Origin of the sequence: Nonomuraea sp. NPDC048881 (genome assembly GCF_040649795.1) — a bacterium.
GTDB lineage: Bacteria > Actinomycetota > Actinomycetes > Streptosporangiales > Streptosporangiaceae > Nonomuraea.
This window is the reverse complement of the sequence record NZ_JBEZGC010000007.1, coordinates 68,697-87,945: the sequence shown is the minus strand read 5'-3', so window position 1 is coordinate 87,945 and position 19,249 is coordinate 68,697. Positions and strand designations below refer to the sequence as shown.

17 protein-coding genes are annotated in these 19,249 nt (G+C 73.7%); 2 read left to right on the top strand and 15 right to left on the bottom strand.

Annotated features, from left to right (window positions below; translation table 11 throughout):
• Window positions 1-10: 10 nt before the first annotated feature.
• From AB0C33_RS25310 to AB0C33_RS25260, 11 genes are all read right to left on the bottom strand, one after another.
• On the bottom strand, window positions 11-3,112 hold the full coding sequence (locus AB0C33_RS25310; RefSeq protein WP_358291953.1) for a 2Fe-2S iron-sulfur cluster-binding protein: 3,102 nt from the start codon (window positions 3,110-3,112) through the stop codon (window positions 11-13).
• Entirely contained in the window at window positions 3,109-3,357 is a 249-nt protein-coding gene (locus AB0C33_RS25305; protein WP_358291951.1) for a sarcosine oxidase subunit delta, read from the bottom strand. Before AB0C33_RS25305 ends, AB0C33_RS25310 begins: the two co-directional genes overlap by 4 nt.
• The gene (locus AB0C33_RS25300) at window positions 3,357-4,559 is read right to left on the bottom strand and encodes a sarcosine oxidase subunit beta family protein (protein WP_358291949.1); all 1,203 of its coding nucleotides are present in this window, start codon (window positions 4,557-4,559) and stop codon (window positions 3,357-3,359) included. The genes AB0C33_RS25305 and AB0C33_RS25300 overlap by 1 nt, the downstream gene beginning before the upstream one ends.
• On the bottom strand, window positions 4,556-6,949 hold the full coding sequence (locus AB0C33_RS25295) for an FAD-dependent oxidoreductase (protein ID WP_358291947.1): 2,394 nt from the start codon (window positions 6,947-6,949) through the stop codon (window positions 4,556-4,558). The genes AB0C33_RS25300 and AB0C33_RS25295 overlap by 4 nt, the downstream gene beginning before the upstream one ends.
• A gap of 82 nt (window positions 6,950-7,031) precedes the next feature.
• A complete protein-coding gene (locus AB0C33_RS25290; protein WP_358291945.1) occupies window positions 7,032-7,655 on the bottom strand; it encodes a GNAT family N-acetyltransferase in 624 nt (207 codons plus the stop codon).
• Between the two features lie 26 nt (window positions 7,656-7,681).
• A complete protein-coding gene (locus tag AB0C33_RS25285; RefSeq protein WP_358291943.1) occupies window positions 7,682-8,440 on the bottom strand; it encodes a glucose 1-dehydrogenase in 759 nt (252 codons plus the stop codon).
• Between the two features lies 1 nt (window position 8,441).
• Window positions 8,442-10,721, bottom strand: a complete 2,280-nt coding sequence (locus AB0C33_RS25280) for a tetratricopeptide repeat protein (RefSeq protein WP_358291941.1) — start codon at window positions 10,719-10,721, stop codon at window positions 8,442-8,444.
• 19 nt (window positions 10,722-10,740) lie between these two features.
• Window positions 10,741-11,496, bottom strand: coding sequence for a hypothetical protein (locus AB0C33_RS25275; RefSeq protein WP_358291939.1), 756 nt, complete (start codon window positions 11,494-11,496; stop codon window positions 10,741-10,743).
• 52 nt (window positions 11,497-11,548) lie between these two features.
• The gene (gene dapF / locus AB0C33_RS25270; RefSeq protein ID WP_358291937.1) at window positions 11,549-12,361 is read right to left on the bottom strand and encodes a diaminopimelate epimerase; all 813 of its coding nucleotides are present in this window, start codon (window positions 12,359-12,361) and stop codon (window positions 11,549-11,551) included.
• A gap of 9 nt (window positions 12,362-12,370) precedes the next feature.
• The gene (gene miaA, locus AB0C33_RS25265; RefSeq protein WP_358291935.1) at window positions 12,371-13,276 is read right to left on the bottom strand and encodes a tRNA (adenosine(37)-N6)-dimethylallyltransferase MiaA; all 906 of its coding nucleotides are present in this window, start codon (window positions 13,274-13,276) and stop codon (window positions 12,371-12,373) included.
• Between the two features lie 40 nt (window positions 13,277-13,316).
• Window positions 13,317-13,847, bottom strand: a complete 531-nt coding sequence (locus AB0C33_RS25260) for a methylated-DNA--[protein]-cysteine S-methyltransferase (RefSeq protein WP_358291934.1) — start codon at window positions 13,845-13,847, stop codon at window positions 13,317-13,319.
• Between AB0C33_RS25260 and AB0C33_RS25255 the strand changes: the two genes are divergently transcribed.
• On the top strand, window positions 13,846-14,748 hold the full coding sequence (locus AB0C33_RS25255; protein ID WP_358291932.1) for a ribonuclease Z: 903 nt from the start codon (window positions 13,846-13,848) through the stop codon (window positions 14,746-14,748). The genes AB0C33_RS25260 and AB0C33_RS25255 overlap by 2 nt on opposite strands.
• Window positions 14,749-14,770: 22 nt before the next feature.
• Here the strand turns inward: AB0C33_RS25255 and AB0C33_RS25250 are convergent, their stop codons facing one another.
• The 3 genes from AB0C33_RS25250 to AB0C33_RS25240 form a co-directional block, all read right to left on the bottom strand.
• A complete protein-coding gene (locus AB0C33_RS25250) occupies window positions 14,771-15,442 on the bottom strand; it encodes a hypothetical protein (protein ID WP_358291930.1) in 672 nt (223 codons plus the stop codon).
• 38 nt (window positions 15,443-15,480) lie between these two features.
• A complete protein-coding gene (locus tag AB0C33_RS25245) occupies window positions 15,481-16,227 on the bottom strand; it encodes an isocitrate lyase/phosphoenolpyruvate mutase family protein (RefSeq protein WP_358291929.1) in 747 nt (248 codons plus the stop codon).
• A gap of 81 nt (window positions 16,228-16,308) precedes the next feature.
• Window positions 16,309-16,854: a hypothetical protein gene (locus tag AB0C33_RS25240; protein WP_358291927.1), complete on the bottom strand. Its 546-nt coding sequence runs from the start codon at window positions 16,852-16,854 to the stop codon at window positions 16,309-16,311.
• Window positions 16,855-17,179: 325 nt separating this feature from the next.
• Here AB0C33_RS25240 and AB0C33_RS25235 point away from each other — a divergent pair, with 325 nt between their 5' ends.
• Window positions 17,180-17,641: a hypothetical protein gene (locus AB0C33_RS25235; RefSeq protein ID WP_358291925.1), complete on the top strand. Its 462-nt coding sequence runs from the start codon at window positions 17,180-17,182 to the stop codon at window positions 17,639-17,641.
• Between the two features lie 57 nt (window positions 17,642-17,698).
• Here the strand turns inward: AB0C33_RS25235 and miaB are convergent, their stop codons facing one another.
• A complete protein-coding gene (gene miaB / locus AB0C33_RS25230) occupies window positions 17,699-19,192 on the bottom strand; it encodes a tRNA (N6-isopentenyl adenosine(37)-C2)-methylthiotransferase MiaB (RefSeq protein WP_358291923.1) in 1,494 nt (497 codons plus the stop codon).
• Window positions 19,193-19,249: the final 57 nt, after the last annotated feature.

The window sequence follows — 19,249 nt, the reverse complement described above, 5'->3', positions numbered from 1 at the left end:
CTAAATGGTCTTATAACGCTAAAAGGGCGTCCAAGAGCCACTCTGCCAGGTACGCGGTGAACGACGACCTGACGTGGATCCGGTACTCGCCGGGGGCCCGCCGTTCCAGGATCACCGAGGCCCGGCCCAGCAGCGTCTGCGCGTGCCCGGGGAACACGTCGGGATGCAGGTCCACGGGACAGCCGGTGATCAGGACGTCCTCCGCCGCCGGCCCGGACAGCTCCAGGACCGTCCGCTGCCCCGAGACGTCCACCCAGCCGGGCCCCGGCGCGGCGTCCCCGGTCACCAGCCACCACGACGGGCCGAGCCGCAGCCCCACGCCGGGATCGGCGCCCCTGACCTCCCACATCGGCTCGAACGGCAGCTCGCGCAGCCGCACCGACGGCCCGCTCGCCGCCGCGAACCGGTCGGCGAACGCCGCCGCCGGGCTCTCCCGCGCCGGAACGCCCCCGGGTGCCGCGGGCGCGTCCTCCTCCAGGGGGTCGCCGTCGCGGCGGGTGTTGCCCGGGTCGTACAGGACCGGCTCGACGACCGTCACGCCGGTGGCCGCCGTCCCCGACACCGCCGTGAGCCGGTCCCCGGGCACGACGTCCCTGACCATGGCCAGGCCGAACGTCCGGCCGAGCGCCGCACTGGCGTAGCCGGAGGTGACGTGCCCCAGCATGGGCGCACCCGGGCCGCCCCTGACGAGCTGGGCGCCCTCCTCGATCGGCGTCGCGGGGTCGTCGGCGAGCAGGCCGACCAGGCGTTTGCGGCCCTCGCGGGCGGTGTCGGGGCGGGCGTGCGAGCGTTTGCCCACGAAGTCGGGCTTGCGCGCGGAGACGATCCACGACATGCCGAGGTCGTGCGGCGTGACCGTGCCGTCGGTCTCCTGGCCGACGATGGCGAACCCCTTCTCGGCCCGCAGCACGTGCATCGCCTCGGTCCCGTACGGCACCGCGCCCAGTTCCAGCACGGCCGCCCACAACGCCCTGCCGTACGGCCAGGGCACGTTGACCTCGTAGGCCAGCTCGCCGGAGAAGCTGATCCGGAACACCCGGCCGGGCACGCCGAGCACGTCCGTCTCGGCGTACCGCATGAAGGGCAGGCCGAGCGCGCCGGGCGCGACGGCGGCGATCACCCGCCGTGCCTTGGGACCGGCCACGGCGACCGTCGCCCAGTGGTCGGTCACCGAGGTGAAGGAGACGTCGAGCTGCGGCCACTCGGTCTGCCGCCACTCCTCCAGCCAGTCGAGCACCGCGGCGGCGTTGCCGGTGGTCGTGGTCATCAGGTAGTGGTCGTCGGCGAGCCTGGTCGTGGTGCCGTCGTCGAACACCATGCCGTCGGCCCGGCACATGAGCCCGTAGCGGCAGGCGCCGACGGCGAGCGTGGAGTACAGGTTGGTGTAGATCCGGTCCAGGAACGCGCCCGCGTCCGCGCCCCGGACGTCGATCTTGCCCAGGGTGGAGGCGTCCATGGCGGCGACGGAGGTGCGGGCGGCCCGGCACTCGCGCGCCACGGCGGCCTCCATGGTCTCGCCGTCCAGCGGGAAGTAGCGGGGGCGTTTCCACTGGCCGACGTCCTCGAACACCGCGCCCGCCGCGACGTGCGCGGCGTGCATGGCGGTGGTCCTGACCGGGTCGGAGAGCGCGCCGCGGTCGCGCCCGGCCAGCGTCGCGAACGACACCGGCGTGTACGGCGGCCGGAACGTGGTCGTGCCCACCTGCCCCGGCGCGGTCCCGAGCAGCGCCGACATCACGCCCACGACGACCGTCCCCGACGTCTTGCCCTGGTCGGCGCCGGTGCCCGCGGTGGTGTAGCGCTTGACGTGCTCGACCGAGCGCATCCCGGCGCCGGTCGCCCTGGCCAGGTCGGTCACGGTCACGTCGCGGTGCAGGTCGGCGAAGGCGGGCTCGTCGCCGTCCCCCTCGACCAGCCACAACGCCGCGGGTGGCCGCGGGGGGCGCTCGTCGCAGTCGGGCACGCGGAGTTCGCGGGCGGCGGATCCGGCGGCCTCCCGGCCGGCGGCGTGGCCGTCGGCGATGGCCTCGCGGGTGCCGTACCGGCCGCGGCAGGCGCCTGCGGAGCGTTCGGCCTGCGCCGAGACGTCCGGGACGAACGCCTGCACTCCCTCGTCGAAGCGCACCCGTCCCTGCGACTGGCTGAACAGGTGCACGGCGGGGTTCCAGCCGCCCGCCACGGCCAGCAGGTCGGCCTCGATGTGCCGCTCCCCCACCCGCACGCCGGTCAGCACGCCGTCCGCGCCGGCCGTGGTGCCGGTGATCACCTGCCCTGCCAGGGCGTCGGGGGTGAGTCCTGCGGGGCGCGGATCGACGATCGCGGCGATCTCCACGCCTGCCGCGCGCAGGTCCGCGGCGGCCTCGTAGCCTGAGTCGGCGCAGGCCAGGACGACCGCGCGGCGGCCCGGGAGCACGCCGTACCGGTTGGCGTAGGCGCGGGCGGCCGAGGCCAGCATGACGCCGGGCCGGTCGTTGCCGGGGAAGGCGAGCGAACGCTCGTGGGCGCCGGTCGCCAGGATGACCCGGCGGGCCCTGATGTGCCACAGCCGCTCGCCGCGCGCCCGCCGCTCGACGGCCACCACGTAGTTGTGGTCGTGGTAGCCGACGGCCGTGGTCCTGGTGAGCACCCGCACGCCGGACAGGTCGAGCGAGTCCACCCAGTCGAGCGCGGGCGCCCCGTCGAGCAGCACCCGGCTGTTCAGCAGGTCGCCGCCGAGGCGGGGCTGGTCGTCGAGCAGGATCACCCGGGCCGCGCGCGCCGCGGCGGCCGCCGCCAGCCCGGCCGGGCCGCCGCCGACCACCAGCACGTCGCAGTGCAGGTAGCCCTTGTCGCAGCGCCGGTCGTCGGCCGCGTCGAGGTCCACCCGGCCCTTGCCGCGCAGGCTCCACGCCTCCAGCCCCTCGTACAGCTCCACCGTCGTGGCCGCCAGCATCGGGTCGGCGCCCACGCGGACCAGGGCGTTCGGCTCCTCGGGGCCGGCCGAGAAGACGCCGCGCGGGCGGCCGGACTCCACGCCCCGGCCCACCACCCGCACCCCGTTGCGCAGCAGCGCGGCGGCCAGCGTGTCGCCCGGCTCCCCCTGGAGGGGACGGCCGTCGAAGGTGAACCTCATGGCGCCTTCCTGATCTCGTGCGTGACCGTGTGCCGTTCGACGGTGAACCAGGTCCGGCAGCCGTGCGTGTGGAACCAGCGTTCGCGGAACCAGCCCTTGGGGTTGTCGCGCAGGAATACGTAGGCGGCCCACTCCTGGTCGGACAGCTCGCCGGGGGCCTGTGGGTAGGGGATCCCGGCCTGGCCGCCGTAGTGGAACTCGGTCTCGTCGCGGGGGCCGCAGTGGGGGCAGTCGAGCAGCAGCATCAGTGGGCCACCGCCGCCGCGCCGTGCTCGTCCACGAGCGCGCCCGTGGTGAACCGCTCCAGCGCGAACGGCTCGGCCAGCGGGTGCGGCCGGCCGTTGGCGATCGTGTCGGCGTACACCCAGCCGGAGCCGGGGGTCGCCTTGAAGCCGCCGGTGCCCCACCCGGCGTTGACGTAGAGGCCGTCCACGGGGGTGGCGCCGATGATCGGGGAGGCGTCCGGCGAGACGTCCACGATCCCGGCCCACGTCCGCAGCACGCGGACCCGGCTGAACAGCGGGAACAGCTCCAGGGCCGCCGCCATCTGCGCCTCGATCACGTGGCACCCGCCGCGCTGTCCGTAGGAGTTGTACGCGTCGATGCCCGCCCCCATGACCAGCTCGCCCTTGTGCGCCTGGCTGACGTACACGTGGACGGCGTTGGACATGACGACGCAGTCGAGCACCGGCTCCAGCAGCTCCGACACCAGCGCCTGGAGCGGGTGCGACTGCAGCGGCAGCCGGATCCCCGCCCGTTCGGCCAGGACCGAGGTGTGCCCGGCCGAGGCGAGCGCCACCGTGCCCGCCGCGATGGGCCCGCGCGAGGTGCGCACGCCGGTCACCCGGTTGCCGGTGATCTCGAACCCGGTCACCTCGCAGCCCTGGATCAGGTCCACGCCGTACGCGTCGCCCTGGCGGGCCAACGCCCAGGCGACGTGGTCGTGCTTGGCGATGCCGCCGCGCCGCTGCAAGGTGGCCCCCAGGACGGGGTAGCGGGCCCGGCCGGAGACGTTGACGATCGGGCAGAACTTCCTGACCTCGTCGGCGTCCAGCCATTCGGCGTCCACGCCGTTGAGCCGGTTGGCGTTGACCCGCCGCCTGCCCTCGCGCACGTCGTGCAGGTTGTGCGCCAGGTTGAGCACGCCGCGCTGGCTGAACTGCAGGTCGTAGTCCAGTTCCGCGCTCAGGCCCTCCCACAGCTTCAGCGAGTGCTCGTAGAGGGCGGCGCTCTCGTCCCACAGGTAGTTGGAGCGGATGATGGTGGTGTTGCGGGCCATGTTGCCGCCGGCCAGCCAGCCCTTCTCCAGGACGGCGACGTTCGTCAGGCCGTGGTTCCTGGCCAGGTAGTAGGCGGTGGCCAGGCCGTGCCCGCCACCGCCCACGACGACCACGTCGTAGGAGGGCCGCGGATCGGGGTTGCGCCAGAGGAAGCCGGGGTGGGTCAACGTCTGATCTTCTCCATCCGGGGGTCGAACAGCGGCTCGGCGGCGACCTCCGCGGGCACGCGGCGGCCGAAGTACAAGATGTCCACCCGCGTCCCCGGTCCGGCCAGCTCGGCCGGCAGCCAGGCGTAGGCGATCGGACGGCCGATGGTGTGCCCGTACGCGGCGCTGGTGACGTACCCGGCGACGCGGCCGGCGTGCCAGACCGGTTCCTTGCCCATGACCACCTCGGCGCTGAGCAGCGGCACGAGCCTGCGCGACGGTTCGGCGCGCAGCGCGTCGCGGCCGTGGAAGTCCTTGTCCTCCTTGACCGCGAAGCCCAGCCCGGCCTCGTACGGGTCGTGCTCGGTGGTCATGTCCACGCCCCAGAGCCGGTACCCCTTCTCCAGCCGGAGGCTGTTGAACGCGGCCCGCCCGCCCGCGACCGGCGTCCCGGCGGACCGCAGCGTGTCCCACAGCTTGAGTCCCATGTCGGCGCCGGTGTAGAGCTCCCACCCCAGTTCGCCCACGTACGAGACGCGCATCGCGAGCACCGGCACCTGCCCGACGTACCCGGACCGGCAGGTGAAGTAGCGGAAGCCCTCGTTGGACAGGTCCATGTCCGTGAGCCCCTGCACCAGCTCCCTGGCCTGCGGCCCCCACACGCCGACGCAGCAGGTGCCGGGCGTGATGTCCCTGATGTGCACCCCGCGGGGGGCGTGCCGGGTCAGCCAGTCGAGGTCGAGGTTGCCGTTCGCGCCGAGCTGGAACCTGTCCTCGGCCAGCCGCGCCGCCGTGAGGTCGGAGCGGATGCCGCCGCCGGCGTCCAGCAGCAGGGTGTAGGTGACCGTGCCGGGCTTCTTGTCCACGTTGTTGGTGGTCATGTGCTGGAGGAAGGCCGCCGCGCCCGGACCGCTGACCTCGATGCGCTTGAGCGAGGTCATGTCGTAGAGCGCGACCCGCTCGCGGGTGGCCCACGCCTCGGCGGCCGCGATGGGCGACCAGTGGCGACCGGCCCACGCGTCCCGCCGGTCGGCGCCGATCCGCGGCTCTTCGAGTCCGGCGAGCAGCGGCTCGTTCGCCTCGAACCAGTGCGGCCGCTCCCATCCGGCCGACTCCAGGAAGTACGCGCCCAGCTCCACCTGACGCGGATGGAACGGGCTGGTCCGCATCGGCCGCGGCGACTCCATGGGCTGCAACGGGTGGATGACGTCGTAGACCTCGACGAAGCTCTGCCTGCCGCGCTCCTCGACGTAGGCGGGCGACAGCTGCGCCTGCTCGAACCTGGCCGGCTCGCACTCGTGCAGGTCCACCTGCGACCGGCCGGTCACCAGCAGCTCGGCGACCGCCCTGGCCACCCCGGCCGAGTGCGTCACCCAGACGGCCTCGGCCAGCCAGAACCCGTCCAGGTGCGGCGCCTCGCCGATCAGCGGGAAGCCGTCGGCGGTGAAGGAGAAGACGCCGTTGATGCCGTCCTCGTACTTGGACCCGGCCAGGGCGGGCAGCAGCTCGGCGGCGTCGCACCAGGCGGGTTCGAAGTCCTCCTCGGTGAACGCCTGGACCGAGGGCATGGTGGTGCCCTTGGGGCCGATCTCGTGCTGGGCGACCGGCATGGGGCGGTGGGCGTAGGAGCCGATGCCGATGCGGTCGCCGTGCTGCCGGGCGTACAGGTCGCGGTCCTGGTGGCGCAGGATGGGGCCCTCGGGCTGCGGGGGCAGGGGGGCGGACTTCGCGTACTGGTGGGCCAGCGGCAGCAGCGGCACGGTCAGCCCGGCCATCTCCCCGATCGACGGGCCCCAGAATCCGGCCGCGCACACGACCACGTCGGCCGGGATCGTCCGGTACTCCCCCGCGGCCAGGCAGGAGACGCCGGTGACCCGGCCGCCCTGCTGCTCGACGCCGGTCACGGTGTGCCCGCCGAGGAAGCGCGCCCCGCGTTCGGTGGCCCGCGCCGCCTGCGTCTCGCCGCAGGCCACGGCGGCGGCCAGGCCGTCGCTCGGCACGTGGAAGCCGCCCAGCACCCGGTCGCGGTCCAGCATCGGCCACAGCTCGGCGCACTGCGCGGCGTCCAGCAGGCGCCCTTCGACGCCCCACGACTGCGCCCAGCCGAGCTTGCGGTGCAGGTCGGTCCAGCGCTCGGGGGTGGTGGCCACCTCAAGGCCGCCGACCTGCCGGAAGCAGTGCGCGCCGAGCGCGGTGTACTTGCGCACGGTGTAGGCGGCGAACTCGGTCATGGTCTTGGACGGGTTCGTCTGGAAGACCAGGCCGGGGGCGTGCGAGCTGGAGCCGCCCGCGGCGAAGAGCGGGCCCTGCTCCACGACGGTGACGTCGCTCCAGCCGCGTTCGGTGAGCTCGTCGGCCACCGCGCACCCCACGATCCCGGCTCCGATGATCACCACGCGCGGCCGACCCATCACGCCTCCGGTTGTTCCTTAATACGCAACACGCACCGGACTACGCAACGAACATAAGGCCCTGGCTCCCCGCGGACAAGAGCTAGCCGAGCGGCGAGGTGTCCCGTCCCAGGTACGTCACCGGCCCGGCGTCGGCCACCGCCAGCTCCGCGAAGCCGAGCCGGTCGTAGAAGGCCCGCGCGGGCGCGTTCGTGCTGACCATCCCCAGATGCAGCCGCGGCACCCCGGCGGCGCGCAGGCCGTCGACGAAGGCGCTCATGAGCCGGCGTCCCCAGCCCTTGCCCTGCCAGTCGGGCAGCAGGTCGATGTGCAGGTGGGCGGGGTGGCCGGCCAGCTCGGGCACCAGCATGCGCTCGGGCCGGTGGTGCAGGGCGAGCATCACGTCGTCCGCCGTGACCGGCGGGTCGGTGGGAAGGGGGCAGCGCGCCGCGGACGCCGGGATCCACTCCTCGCGGTAGCGGCGGACGAACGCCGCCGTGTCCGCGGTGCCCACGACGTAGCCGACGGCCTGACCCGTGCCGTCGTCCACGACGTGGGCGTGCTCGGGCTCCAGGGTGACGTATGGGGCGGCGAAGATGTCGCCCGTGAGCAGGTCGGAGGCGTACTGCCCGCGGGCGTCGCCACCGGCGTCGGCCGTGCGCACGCAGATGTCGTAGACGGCGGCCAGATCGGCCGGACGGTAGGAACGTACGAAGGGGGCGGTCATTCCCGACAACGTACTAGAAGGACCGTCTAGGTGATCAGGATGCCGCCGTCCACCGGCAGCGTGACACCGGTGACGTACGACGAGGCGTCGGAGGCCAGGAAGACCGCCGCCGCCACCAACTCGGCCGGGTCGCCGGGCCGTTTCATCGGCACCCGCAGCTCCAGCATGCGTTCCAGGTAGCCGGGCGGGTACTGCTCGGTCATCTCCGAGGCGAAGAACCCCGGCTCCAGGCAGTTGACCCGGATGCCGCGCCGGGCCGTCCACTGCTGGGCCAGGTCGCGGGTGAGCCCGGCCACGGCCGCCTTCGACGCGCTGTAGGCGGCCTGCGGCAGCCCGGCGGTGGTCGCGCCGAGGATGCTGCCGATGTTCACGATCGACGAGCCCGGCCGCATCACCCGCGCGCACGCCTGCGCCATCCAGTACGTGCCGTGCAGGTTGATCTCCACCACCCGGCGGAACTCCTCGGGCCGCTCGCGCAGCGCGGGCACGGCGGTGCCGACCCCCGCGTTGTTGATCAGCACGTCGACCGCCCCGAACTCGGCCACGGCCGCGGCGACCAGCGCGTCGCACTCCTCCGGCGCCGCCACGTCGGTCGGGACCGGGAGGCAGCGGCGCCCGGTCTCCTCGACCAGGCGCCCGGTCTCCGCCAGCCGGTCCGCGCGCCGGGCGCCGATCACGACGTCGGCGCCGGCCTCGGCCAGCCCGCGGGCGAAGGCCACGCCCAGCCCCGACGACGCGCCCGTGACGATGGCGACCTTGCCGTCGAGGCTGAAGCGCTCCAGCACGTCAGAGCCCGTATTCCTTGACGATGCGCTCGTGCCGCTCGACCTCGACGTCGATCTCGCGGGCCAGGTCGAGCCAGGCCAGCGGGTGCACCCAGCGCTCGGTGGCGTCGTCGAGCAGGGCGTCGACCTCGGCGGCCGACACGTCCGGCGGCACCGCGACCCAGCCGAACACGCCCGGCAGCGACTCGCCGCTGGTCGGGTGGGTGACGGTGTAGTTCTCGTCGCTGTAGACCCACATCGGCCAGCCGCGCTCGGCCATGACCTCGGTGAACTCCGCCCAGTCCTCCTCGCTCGGCGCGGCGCCGTCGAAGAAGTAGCTGGTGTAACCGCCGGGACGCAGGATGCGCACGGCCGCGAACGGCGGCACGAAGTTCTGCTGCTCCTGCGGGTCTTCCGGGACGGGCTCCAGCAGCTGCGGGTCGAACACGACCAGGTCGCCGGCGTTGTAGTCCATGCCGCGCGGCTGCGGCAGCGCCAGCCGGGCGGTGGCCGGGCCGGTGCGGATGGACAACACCTGGCGCTGGCCGCCGTCGGGGGCCGGGAGGATGAGCCGGATCAGGCCCATTTCCTCCTCGATCGGGCCCTGCTTGGACTTGATCGGCATGCCGATCTTGGCCGCGCCCTTGCGCACGGTGTCCCAGTCTTCAGCCGAGGTGGCCATGACGACCATGCGCCAGACGTCCTCGTCGGTCAGCTCGTCGAGCACCTCGGCCAGGACGCCGGCGGCCCTGTCGTTGTGGTCGAGCTGCTGGGCGGCGCCGGACAGCAGGCGCCTGGCCTCGATGCCGGCCCCGGCCGCGACCGCGTGCTCGGCGGCGTCGAGCGTCTCCGGCCAGCGCTCGCGGGCGCTGTGGAGCCTGGCCAGCGCGAGGTACTGGGCGGCGTGCGGCAGCAGCGCGGCCATCTGCTCCAGGCGCTCGTCCTGGCGGGCCTCGATGAGCAGGGTGGTCAGGTAGGCGATGTCGTCGGGGTCGGCCGAGGCGATGTCGCCGGAGTCGACCAGCAGCTTCCAGTAGATGTCGGCGCCCGCCGCGGGGAAGCCGAGGAAGCCGAGCGTGGTGGTGTGGCGGCGGGTGGCCTCCAGGTCCTGCCCGGACAGCGGCGCGAGCCAGCCCACCCACTTCTCGGGGTCGGCGTTGAAGCCGTCGGCGGCGTCGAACAGGCCGACCCGCTCGGTCAGGGGCCCGGGGGCCGCGGGCTCGGAGGTGGCGTCGGCGGCGGCCCGCAGCGCGGCGACGCGCTCGGTCAGGTCGCCGGTCTCGCCGCGCAGCTCCGCCGCGCCGGACTCGGCCAGGTCGGCCAGCAGGCGGGCCTGCCACACGCCGTTCCTGGCCAGGGCCAGCTCGCCCGCGACCAGCGCGAGCTCGACGCGGGCGCGGTAGCCGCCCATCATGCCGAAGTAGTCGATCCACTGGCGCAGCACCCGGCCGAGCTGCCAGGTGTTGGTGATCTGGGAGGAACCGGCCAGCTTGGCGACCGCGCGCGACCACTCGACGAAGACCCGCGGGTGCTCGCCGACCACGTCGAGGTCGGGCAGCGCGTCGACGGCCTCGGCCGTGCGGCCGAGCTCGGCCAGGATGAGCGCGCGGCGCACGCCCTCGCGGTGGGCCTTGGCGGGCGGGTCGTCGGGGGCGAAGTCGGCGGCGGCCTGCAGGGCGGCCAGCGCGTCGTCGGCCCGGCCGGCGGCCAGCAGGGCGCGGGCGCCCTCGGCGCCGAGCTCCCAGCTCGCCTCGCGACCGGCCGTGCGCAGCCGCTCGACCGCGGACTCGGCGTAGGCGACGGCCTCGCCGGCCTTGCCTGCGTCGACGAGCGCCGCGACGTACTGGGTGACCAGGCCGCTGAAGGCGGGCCGCTCCGGGCTGGTGCCCTCCAGGAAGGCGCCCACCGTCTCCAGGCGGTCACCGGCGTAGCCGGGGCCGTCGGTGTTGGCCCACACGACGGCCATCGCCTCGACGGCGGCCGGGGTGGCCGGGCAGTCGCGCACGTCTTCGCGCTGGGCGAACGTGAGCAGCTGCCGCGCGTCGTCGATGGCCACCGCGCCCTGGGCCCGGTCGCCGATGCGGCCCATGAGGTGCCAGTAGCGGGCGTAGAACTCCAGCCAGGGCAGCTCCAGCGTCTCGGCCTGCTGGGCGATGGCCGGGGCCATCACGTCGAGCTGCGGATACCGGCCCTCGTAGGCCTGTGCGGGAAGGTCTCCCAGCGCCATGGCGAGGCCAACGTTGCCCGCCTCGGAAAGCTGCTGCTGGGTTTCGCCGACCCAGGCCCAGATGTCCACGTCCATGGGCAGTCAGTCTGCCAGGTCAACGAGCGTGCCCAAAACGCAGAAGCTCGATCAGCTCGTCCGATTCGTTGTCGCGCAGGACCGAGAAGACCGGGGCCATCAGGTCGTCGGTGGTCTCCTCGACCTGGGCCCGCCGCGCCACGACGTCGGGGCCGGGGGTGGCGTAGGGCTCGGGCCAGGTGAAGAACCTGGCGATCGTCACGCCGTCGGCGTAGCCGAAGGGGGTGGTGTCGTGGACGGCGGCGAGCGTGGCCTCCAGGGGGTGCAGGCCGGCCGCGAGCACGGCGTTGGCATGCAGGCCCCCGCGCAGCTCGCGCACGACGTGCATGAGCTGGACGGCGCGCGCGGGCGGGTCGTCCGGCAGCGGCACCGCCCGCCAGCCGGCGAACAGCGGCGCGCCCACCGGCGAGGCCTGCGCGACGACCGGTTCGAGCAGCTCGGCGATCCGGGCGCAGCCGTCGTGACCGCCGAGCTTGCGCCGGCCCCACTGCCTGCACGCCTCGGTGTAGAGCTCGACGGCCTGCTCGACGGGCATCTTCCTGCCGCCGTTCCAGCTCTCCTCGACGTGGGCGGCGGGGAAGAAGACCGCCACCGAGGTGACCACGTCGGCGTGGCACTCGCCGAGCACCCCGCAGCGCCCGCGGAAGTACAGCTCGCGCGGGCCGAGCCCGTGCTGCTCGCAGACGGCCTTGGCCTCGCGGGAGACCATGAAGCCGCCGCCGTACTGGCCGATCGGCGCCTTGACCTGGACCGCCGTGGTACGCGGGTCCGCCATCCTCAACCCCTCCTCGGTTCGGAAAGTGGACCCAGCATCCCTCAGGAGAACATCATTCTGCAAGCATCAGCTCGCCGCTCGCCAGAATCACCGCCGGGCCGGACAGGTAGCTCGTGTCCTCGTCGAGGATGACGGTCAGCGAGCCGCCGGTGACCTCGACGGTCCAGGTGCCGGTGGTGTCGCCGGACATGTGCGCGGCCGCCACGGCGGTCGCCACGGCGCCGGTGCCGCAGGACCGCGTCTCGCCCGAGCCGCGCTCGTAGACCCGCATCACCACGCGGCTGACGCCGACCGGGTTGAACAGCTCGATGTTGACGCCCGCCGGGAACACCCCGGTGTCGAAGCCGGGCTGGTGGCTGAGGTCGAGCTGGACGACCGGGTCGCCGATCGCGCAGGCCAGGTGGGGGTTGCCCATGTCGACGTGGAGACCGGTGTATTCGTGTCCGCCGACGCCCGCCATGCTCTCGCCCAGCACGGCCGGCTTGCCCATGTCGACCGTGATGTCGCCGTTGGGCTCGACCCGGACCCGGCGCGGGCCGCCCCTGGTGGCCAGGCAGAACTCCGTCCCCTCCACCAACCCCGCGTCCACCAGGTAGCGGGCGAAGACGCGTACGCCGTTGCCGCACATCTCCGCGACGCTGCCGTCGGCGTTGCGATAGTCCATGAACCAGTCGGCCACCGCGGCCTGCTCGGCCACCTCGGCGTGCTGCTTGGTCCTGGCGACCCGGAGCACGCCGTCGGCGCCGATCCCGGCCCGCCGGTCACAGATCTTGGCCACGAGCGCGGCCGTCACTTCCACGCCGTCGTCGGGATCGGGCAGGATGACGAAATCGTTCTCGGTGCCGTGCCCCTTGAGAAACCGCATTGCCTGAGTTTATGCCGCACCCGGGTCGGCGATGTGCGCCAGGGATCGTTCAAGCAGGTCGGGGGCGTCGTACGGGAGCCAGCGCACCCGCGGGTCGCGGCGGAACCACGACTCCTGGCGGCGGGCGAAGCGCCTGGTGGCCCTGACCGTCTCGGCGAACGCCTGCTCCTCGGTCCACTCCCCCTCCAGGAACCGGATGACCTGGGCGTAACCGAGCGCGCGGCCCGCCGTGCGCCCCTCGGCCAGGCCCTGCCCGAGCAGCGCGCGGACCTCCTCGACCAGGCCCGCCGCCCACATGCGCTCGACCCGCAGCTCGATGCGCTCGTCGAGCACGGGCCGCGGCACCTCCAGGCCGAGCTGCACGCTGGGATAGACGGCGTCGTAGGACGGCATGGTGGCCGAGAACGGCCGGCCGGAGTGCTCGATCACCTCCAGCGCGCGCACGATGCGGCGGCCGTTGCTCGGCAGGATCGCCTCGGCGGCGGGCGGGTCGAGCTCGCGCAGCCGCTCGTACAGGGGGGCCGGGCCGCGCTCGGCCAGCTCCGCCTCCAGCCGGGCCCTGATCACCGGGTCGGTGCCGGGGAACTCCAGGTCGTCGAGGGCCGCCCGGACGTAGAGGCCGCTGCCGCCCACCAGCACCGGGACGTCGATCTTCGCGAACAGCTCCCTGGCCAGCCGCTGGTACTCGGCGACGCTGGCCGTGACCGTGACGTCCCAGATGTCCAGCAGATGGTGCGGGACGCCGCGCTGCTCGGCGGGGGTGAGCTTGGCCGTGCCGATGTCCATGCCGCGGTAGAGCTGCATGGAGTCGGCGTTGACGCACTCGCCCCCGAGCCGGAGCGCGAGGTCGACGGCGAGATCGGACTTCCCGGCCGCCGTGGGGCCCACGACGGCGATGACTGGCTGCTGGCGCACACCGACCAGTGTGTCAACTGTCCGGGTGTGGACGGACCACCTACAGGTCGAGGAGCGTCGGCTGGAGGTATCCCTCGTGGGTCAGCAGCCAGCGCTTGGTCTCCACCCCCACGCCGCCGCTGAACCCGCCCAGCCCGTTGCCCGCGACCACCCGGTGGCAGGGCACGATGATGGGGATCGGGTTGGAGCCCATGATCGAGCCGATGCCGCGGGCGGGCACGCTCGACCCGGCGCGCCGGGCCAGCTCGCCGTAGGTGACGGCGGTGCCGTACGGCACGCGGTGCAGGGCCTGGAGCACCTGCAGCCGGGAGCCGGTCATCAGCCGCCAGTCCACGGGGGTGCTGAACGTGCGCAGCTCGCCGGCGAAATAAGCGTTCAGCTCGGCGACCGCGCAGGCCGTACGATCCGCATCATGAACCTCAGCCAGGCCGAGCCGACCGGCCAGTCCGGCGGGCGACCCCCATCCCGAGGCGACCAGCCCGCGCTCGGTGACGGCCAGGACGAACGGGCCGACCGGCGTCGGCACCTCGGCGAACGCGACCGTGGACAGCGTGGACTGCGTGGTCATCATGTCCTCACGTGAACTCGTGGTGCTGGGCACCTCCAGCGCGGTGCCCACCCGACACCGTAACCACAACGGGTACCTTCTGCGCTGGGACGGGCAAGGCTACCTTTTCGACCCGGGCGAGGGCACGCAGCGGCAGATGCTGCACGCCGGGCTGAGCGCGAACGACGTCCACTGGCTGTGCGTGACCCACTTCCACGGCGACCACTGCCTGGGCGTGCCCGGTGTCGTGCAGCGCATCGCCCGCGACCGGGTGCGCCATCCGGTGCGCGCGGTCTTCCCCGCCGCCGGCGAGACGTACTGGCGCAGGCTGCGGCACGCGGCCGCGTTCGCCGACACGAAGGTGATCGAGGAGCATCCGGTCTCCGGCGCGCTGGCCGGGGTGGGGCCGCTGATCGCCCGCCGCCTGTCCCACCCCGTCGAGTCGTACGGCTACCGCGTCCAGGAGCCGCCCGGCCGCCGCATGCTTCCCGACCGGCTGGCCCGCCACGGCATCCGCGGCCCGGAGGTCGGCGAGCTCCAGCGCACCGGCTCGGTCCGGGGCGTCACGCTCGCCGAGTGCAGCGAGCCCAGGCCGGGGCAGAGCGCCGCGTTCGTCATGGACACCCGCCTGTGCGACGCCGTGTTCGAGCTGGCCTTCGGGGCCGACCTGCTGGTGATCGAGTCGACGTTCCTGTCCGCCGAGAGCGCGCTGGCCAAGGAGTACGGGCACCTGACGGCGTTCGAGGCGGGCGTGGTGGCGGCCGACGCGGGGGTGCGCAGGCTGGTGCTCACGCACTTCTCCGAGCGGTACGGGTTCGCCGAGGAGCCGGCGTTCGTGGCGGAGGTACGCCGCAGCTACGACGGCGAAGTGATCACCGCCCGCGACCTGATGCGCATCCCCGTCCCCCGCCGCCCCCAGGCCTGACGCGCCTTCCGGCGCCGCCTCGTCAGCGCCACACGCCCGTGAAGTAGCCGACGCCGTAGGGCGACGACCGCATGAGCAGCGTGCCGGTCAGCGGCGTCCCCTCGGCGGCGCCGGCCAGCACCTGGAGGGCCGCGCGGCCGGTCACCCACAGCCGGTCGGCCTCGACGGGGTCGAGCGCGGCCAGCGCCGCCGCGTCGGCCCTGCCGACCGCCTCGGCGATCAGGTCGTCGTACGGCCCGGCCGCCTCGTCGAACCGGCCGGGGGCCCGCGGGGTCAGGCAGGCCGAGCCGTCGGCCATGACCAGCAGCGCGACCCGCCCGAGCGCGGCCAGGCCGGCACCGATCGCCCGGCACTCGGCCGGAGCGGCATCGAAGGCGACCGCCTGCCCGGGAACCCCGTCGGCGTCGGTGGCGGGGGGCTGTTCGGGGTCGTTCAGGAGGCGGCGGCCGACGGTCAGGGACAGCGGCAGCACGGGCCGGCCCTCGCCCACCGCGAGGTCGAAGCCCCAGGGCCGCAGGGTGCCCGCCGCGGCGCCGTCGTAGGAGCGGGTCGCCTCCGCGCCGCCCACCACGACCAGCACGTCGGGACGGGCGGCCCGGAGCGCGGCGACCGCGGTACGGCAGGCCGCGCGCAGCTCGGGCAGCCCGGTCACGATCAGCGGGGTTTGCGGGCAGACGGCCGCGGCGACAAGCACGAGCGCAAGCGTACGCGCCACCCGCCCCAAACCGGCGGTCAGGTCGTGTAGGGGTCGTGGCCTTGTGCGATGGCGGCGAGCAGGCCCTGGGTGTAGGCGTGGGCCGCCTGGTGGAGGCCGCCGCCGAAGCTGATCCTGGCCACCCCCAGCTCCGCCAGCCGCGCGTACGACGGCGCCTTCGGCCGGAACAGGATGTTCACCGGCCCGCCCACCTCGGCGACGAGGGCCGCGATCTCGCCCTCGTCCGCCAGCGTGATCGGGTACACGCAGTCGGCCCCGGCCTCCAGGTAGCGCCGCCCGCGCGACACCGCCGCCACCCGGTCGCGCAGGCCCCGCACGTAGGTGTCGACCCGGGCGTTGATCACCAGGGCGTCGCCCGCGGCCGCCCGCATGCCGGCCAGGAAGTCCGCCTGCGCCCCGGCGTCGACCAGCTCGTCGGTGCGCGGGTCGGAGTCCTCCACGTTGCAGCCCACCGCCCCCGCCTCGGCCAGCCGCTCGGCCAGCTCGGCCGGCGCGAGCCCGTAACCGCGTTCGACGTCGGCGGTCACGGGCACGTCCACGGCCCTGGCGATGCGGGCGATGGCAGCCATCATCTCCCCGACCGGCGTCCTCTCGCCGTCGGCGTACCCCAGCACGCGGGAGACGGCCGCGCTGCCGGTGGCCACCACCGGGAACCCGGCCTCCTGGACCGCGCGCGCCGACGCGGCGTCCCAGACGTTGGGCAGGATCAGCGGGCTGCCGGGCACGTGCAGCCGTCGCAACGTGGCCGCTCTGTCAGTCGTCATGCCCGGCACCCTACGAGGACCGCCGGCTCTCCAGCAGATCCATTACCGGCCGGAAAGGGCGAGCCACTTGGGGGCGGTGTCTCAGCAGCCGCTCTTGGCGCACTGGCCGCTGAGCACCCCAGCGGGGCCGTCGGCGGGATTGTCGCCGTCCGGCTGCGGGGCCTTGGCGGACGGGGTGCCGGGCTTCTTGCCGGTGCCCGTCTGCGTCGTGCCGCCGGTGCCGCCGGTGCCGTCGGAACCGGTCGATCCCTTGTCGGCGGGGTCGGAGCCGCCGCCCGTGTCCGTGACGGCGTCGCCCATGGCGGAGTCGTCGGAGCCGTCGGTGGGCAGGCCGTCGTCGGGGGCGTCGGTGGTGGCGTCGCCCATGGTGGCGTCGTCGTCGGCCTCGAACACCTCGTCGCCGGCGCTCGTGGCCGGGGACGGGGACGGGCGGCCGGAGCCCTGCTCCTGCTGGGTGCTCTGGCCGGGCTTGGCCGCCAGCAGGTAGCCGGCGCCGCCCGCGGCGAGCACGCCCACGAGGGCGAACGCGGCGATGACGGCGGTCTTCCTGCTCTTGCCCGGGGGCCTCGGGGACGAGCCCGGCCCGGAGAGGATCTCCTGACGATCCGTCTCGGTCGGATCATGCATGGTGGTGCAGCTCCCTGCGGTCGTATCGGGGAAAGCTCGCCGGCTTCCGCGGGTGATGGACCACACTAGCCGCATCAGCGGAATGCTCGCACACCAATCACAAAGGAATCACGACTTGTCCCCCCAAAGATCTGTTTGCCCAGGTGGCCGTCCCCGGCTGGGCGCCGCGGCCGGGGCGGCCGGGGTACTCGTCACGGCCGGGCTAGGGATTTTCCTCGCATTCACCAGTTCTCCGGAATCGCGCCCGCAAATCCGCCGTGAATTCGATCAGGAAACACCGCTTATCCCAAGATCGTATTTTCCTTCGCGGATCGCGGGCTCGCCGGTGGCCGAGCCGTCCCCGGCGCCGCCCACCCCGTCGGCGGGCCCCTGGTCGCCCGGGCCCTGGTCGCCCCGCCCCTGGTCGCCGGGCTGGATGGAGGCCGTGCCGGCGCCCGACCGGCCCACGACGGCGGAGCCGGAGCCGGGCGAGCCCTCGAACTCTCCGGGAAAGGGCAGGCCGGTGAAGGGCGAGCTGTCGTCGCCGCTCGCTCCCAGAGCGCTTCCCACGCGTCCGCCGCTGGTCGCGCCGCCGCGTCCGTCCCGGCGGGCCGCCGTACGCCGTCCGGCTCCGCACGCGTCCCCGCAGGCGCCGCCCAGGGAACGGGTCGTCCCCGAGCCGGACCGTCAGGCGCCTCCCCCGCCGCCGCCTCCCTCCGTACGGGCCGGCGGCCCCGACCCGTGCGCCACGTTCGACGACTTCCGCCGGCAGCCGTGCTACAGCTTCCTCGACCGTCTCAGGCGCTGACCCACGCGCGACACCCCGCCGTCCCGAAGGAGCGGCGGGGTGTCGGAACGCGGTGGCTCAGTGGGCCGAGCAGGCTCCGGCGGCCGGGGCGGGAGCCGCCGGGCGGCCGACGGACGGCATGCCGAGCAGCACGCCGGGCCCCTTCGCCGGGGCGCCCTGGCGCGCCTCCCAGGCGTCGCCGGCCCGCGTGCGCCGCACCGCCCGGACCGCGCCGTCGGCGACCAGGTGGTGGGGGGCGGCGTAGGTGACCTCGACGGTGACCATGTCACCGGGCCTCGGGGTCTCCTCGCCCACCGCGAAGTGCACGAGCCGGTTGTCGGCGGCGCGGCCGGACAGGCGGCGCGTGGCGTCGTCCTTGCGGCCCTCGCCCTCGGCGACCAGCACCTCCAGCGTGCGGCCGACCTGCTTCTTGTTCTCCTCCCAGGAGATCTCCTCCTGCAGGGCCACCAGGCGCTCGTAACGCTCCTGGACGACCTCCTTCGGGATCTGGTCCTCCATGGTGGCCGCCGGGGTGCCCGGACGGATGGAGTACTGGAAGGTGAAGGCGTTGGCGAAGCGGCTCTGCCGGACGACGTCGAGGGTGGCCTGGAAGTCGTCCTCGGTCTCGCCGGGGAAGCCGACGATGATGTCGGTCGAGATGGCCGCGTCGGGCATGGCGGCCCGCACCCGCTCGATGATGCCGAGGTAGCGCTCGGCGCGGTAGGAGCGGCGCATGGCCTTCAGCACGCGGTCGGAGCCCGACTGCAACGGCATGTGCAACTGGTGCATGACGTTGGGCGTCTCGGCCATGGCGGCGATGACGTCGTCGGTGAAGGCGGCCGGGTGGGGCGAGGTGAAGCGCACCCGCTCCAGGCCCTCGACGTCGCCGCAGGCGCGCAGCAGCTTGCCGAAGGCCAACCGGTCGCCGAACTCGACGCCGTAGGTGTTGACGTTCTGGCCGAGCAGCGTCACCTCCAGGACGCCCTGGCCGACGAGCGTGCGCACCTCGGACAGGACGTCGCCGGGACGGCGGTCCTTCTCCTTGCCGCGCAGCGAGGGCACGATGCAGAACGTGCAGGTGTTGTTGCAGCCGACCGAGATCGCGACCCACGCCGCGTAGGCCGACTCGCGCTTGGTGGGCAGCGTGGAGGGGAAGACCTCCAGCGACTCCTTCAGCTCGACCTGCGCCTCGCCAGCCACCCGGGCCCGCTCCAGCAGCACCGGCAGGGATCCGATGTTGTGGGTGCCGAAGACGACGTCGACCCAGGGCGCCTTGCGGACGATCTCGCCCTGGTCCTTCTGGGCCAGGCAGCCGCCCACCGCGATCTGCATGCGCGGGTTGTCCATCTTGGCCGGCCGCAGGTGGCCGAGGTTTCCGTAGAGGCGGTTGTCGGCGTTCTCCCGCACGGCGCACGTGTTGAACACGACGACGTCGGCCGTCCGGCCGTCGGGGGCCGGCACGTAGCCGGCGTCTTCCAGCAGGCCGGAAAGGCGCTCGGAGTCGTGCACGTTCATCTGGCACCCGTATGTGCGCACTTCGTACGTGCGGGCGCTCTCCTGGGTCACAGTCATGGCAGCTTCAAGGGTAGTCGTTGTCCGGCTCGCGGCAGCCGCCCCCGTCTAAAACAC

Excerpts from the sequence above, each read along its gene's own strand:
- AB0C33_RS25245 (WP_358291929.1), bottom strand. The coding sequence starts at position 16,227 with ATGACGACTGACAGAGCGGCCACGTTGCGACGGCTGCACGTGCCCGGC.
- miaB (WP_358291923.1), bottom strand. The coding sequence starts at position 19,192 with ATGACTGTGACCCAGGAGAGCGCCCGCACGTACGAAGTGCGCACATAC.
- AB0C33_RS25295 (WP_358291947.1), bottom strand. The coding sequence starts at position 6,949 with ATGGGTCGGCCGCGCGTGGTGATCATCGGAGCCGGGATCGTGGGGTGC.
- AB0C33_RS25255 (WP_358291932.1), top strand. The coding sequence starts at position 13,846 with ATGTCCTCACGTGAACTCGTGGTGCTGGGCACCTCCAGCGCGGTGCCC.
- AB0C33_RS25290 (WP_358291945.1), bottom strand. The coding sequence starts at position 7,655 with ATGACCGCCCCCTTCGTACGTTCCTACCGTCCGGCCGATCTGGCCGCC.
- dapF (WP_358291937.1), bottom strand. The coding sequence starts at position 12,361 with ATGCGGTTTCTCAAGGGGCACGGCACCGAGAACGATTTCGTCATCCTG.
- AB0C33_RS25310 (WP_358291953.1), bottom strand. The coding sequence starts at position 3,112 with ATGAGGTTCACCTTCGACGGCCGTCCCCTCCAGGGGGAGCCGGGCGAC.
- AB0C33_RS25280 (WP_358291941.1), bottom strand. The coding sequence starts at position 10,721 with ATGGACGTGGACATCTGGGCCTGGGTCGGCGAAACCCAGCAGCAGCTT.
- AB0C33_RS25275 (WP_358291939.1), bottom strand. The coding sequence starts at position 11,496 with ATGGCGGACCCGCGTACCACGGCGGTCCAGGTCAAGGCGCCGATCGGC.
- AB0C33_RS25260 (WP_358291934.1), bottom strand. The coding sequence starts at position 13,847 with ATGATGACCACGCAGTCCACGCTGTCCACGGTCGCGTTCGCCGAGGTG.
- AB0C33_RS25305 (WP_358291951.1), bottom strand. The coding sequence starts at position 3,357 with ATGCTGCTGCTCGACTGCCCCCACTGCGGCCCCCGCGACGAGACCGAG.
- AB0C33_RS25240 (WP_358291927.1), bottom strand. The coding sequence starts at position 16,854 with ATGCATGATCCGACCGAGACGGATCGTCAGGAGATCCTCTCCGGGCCG.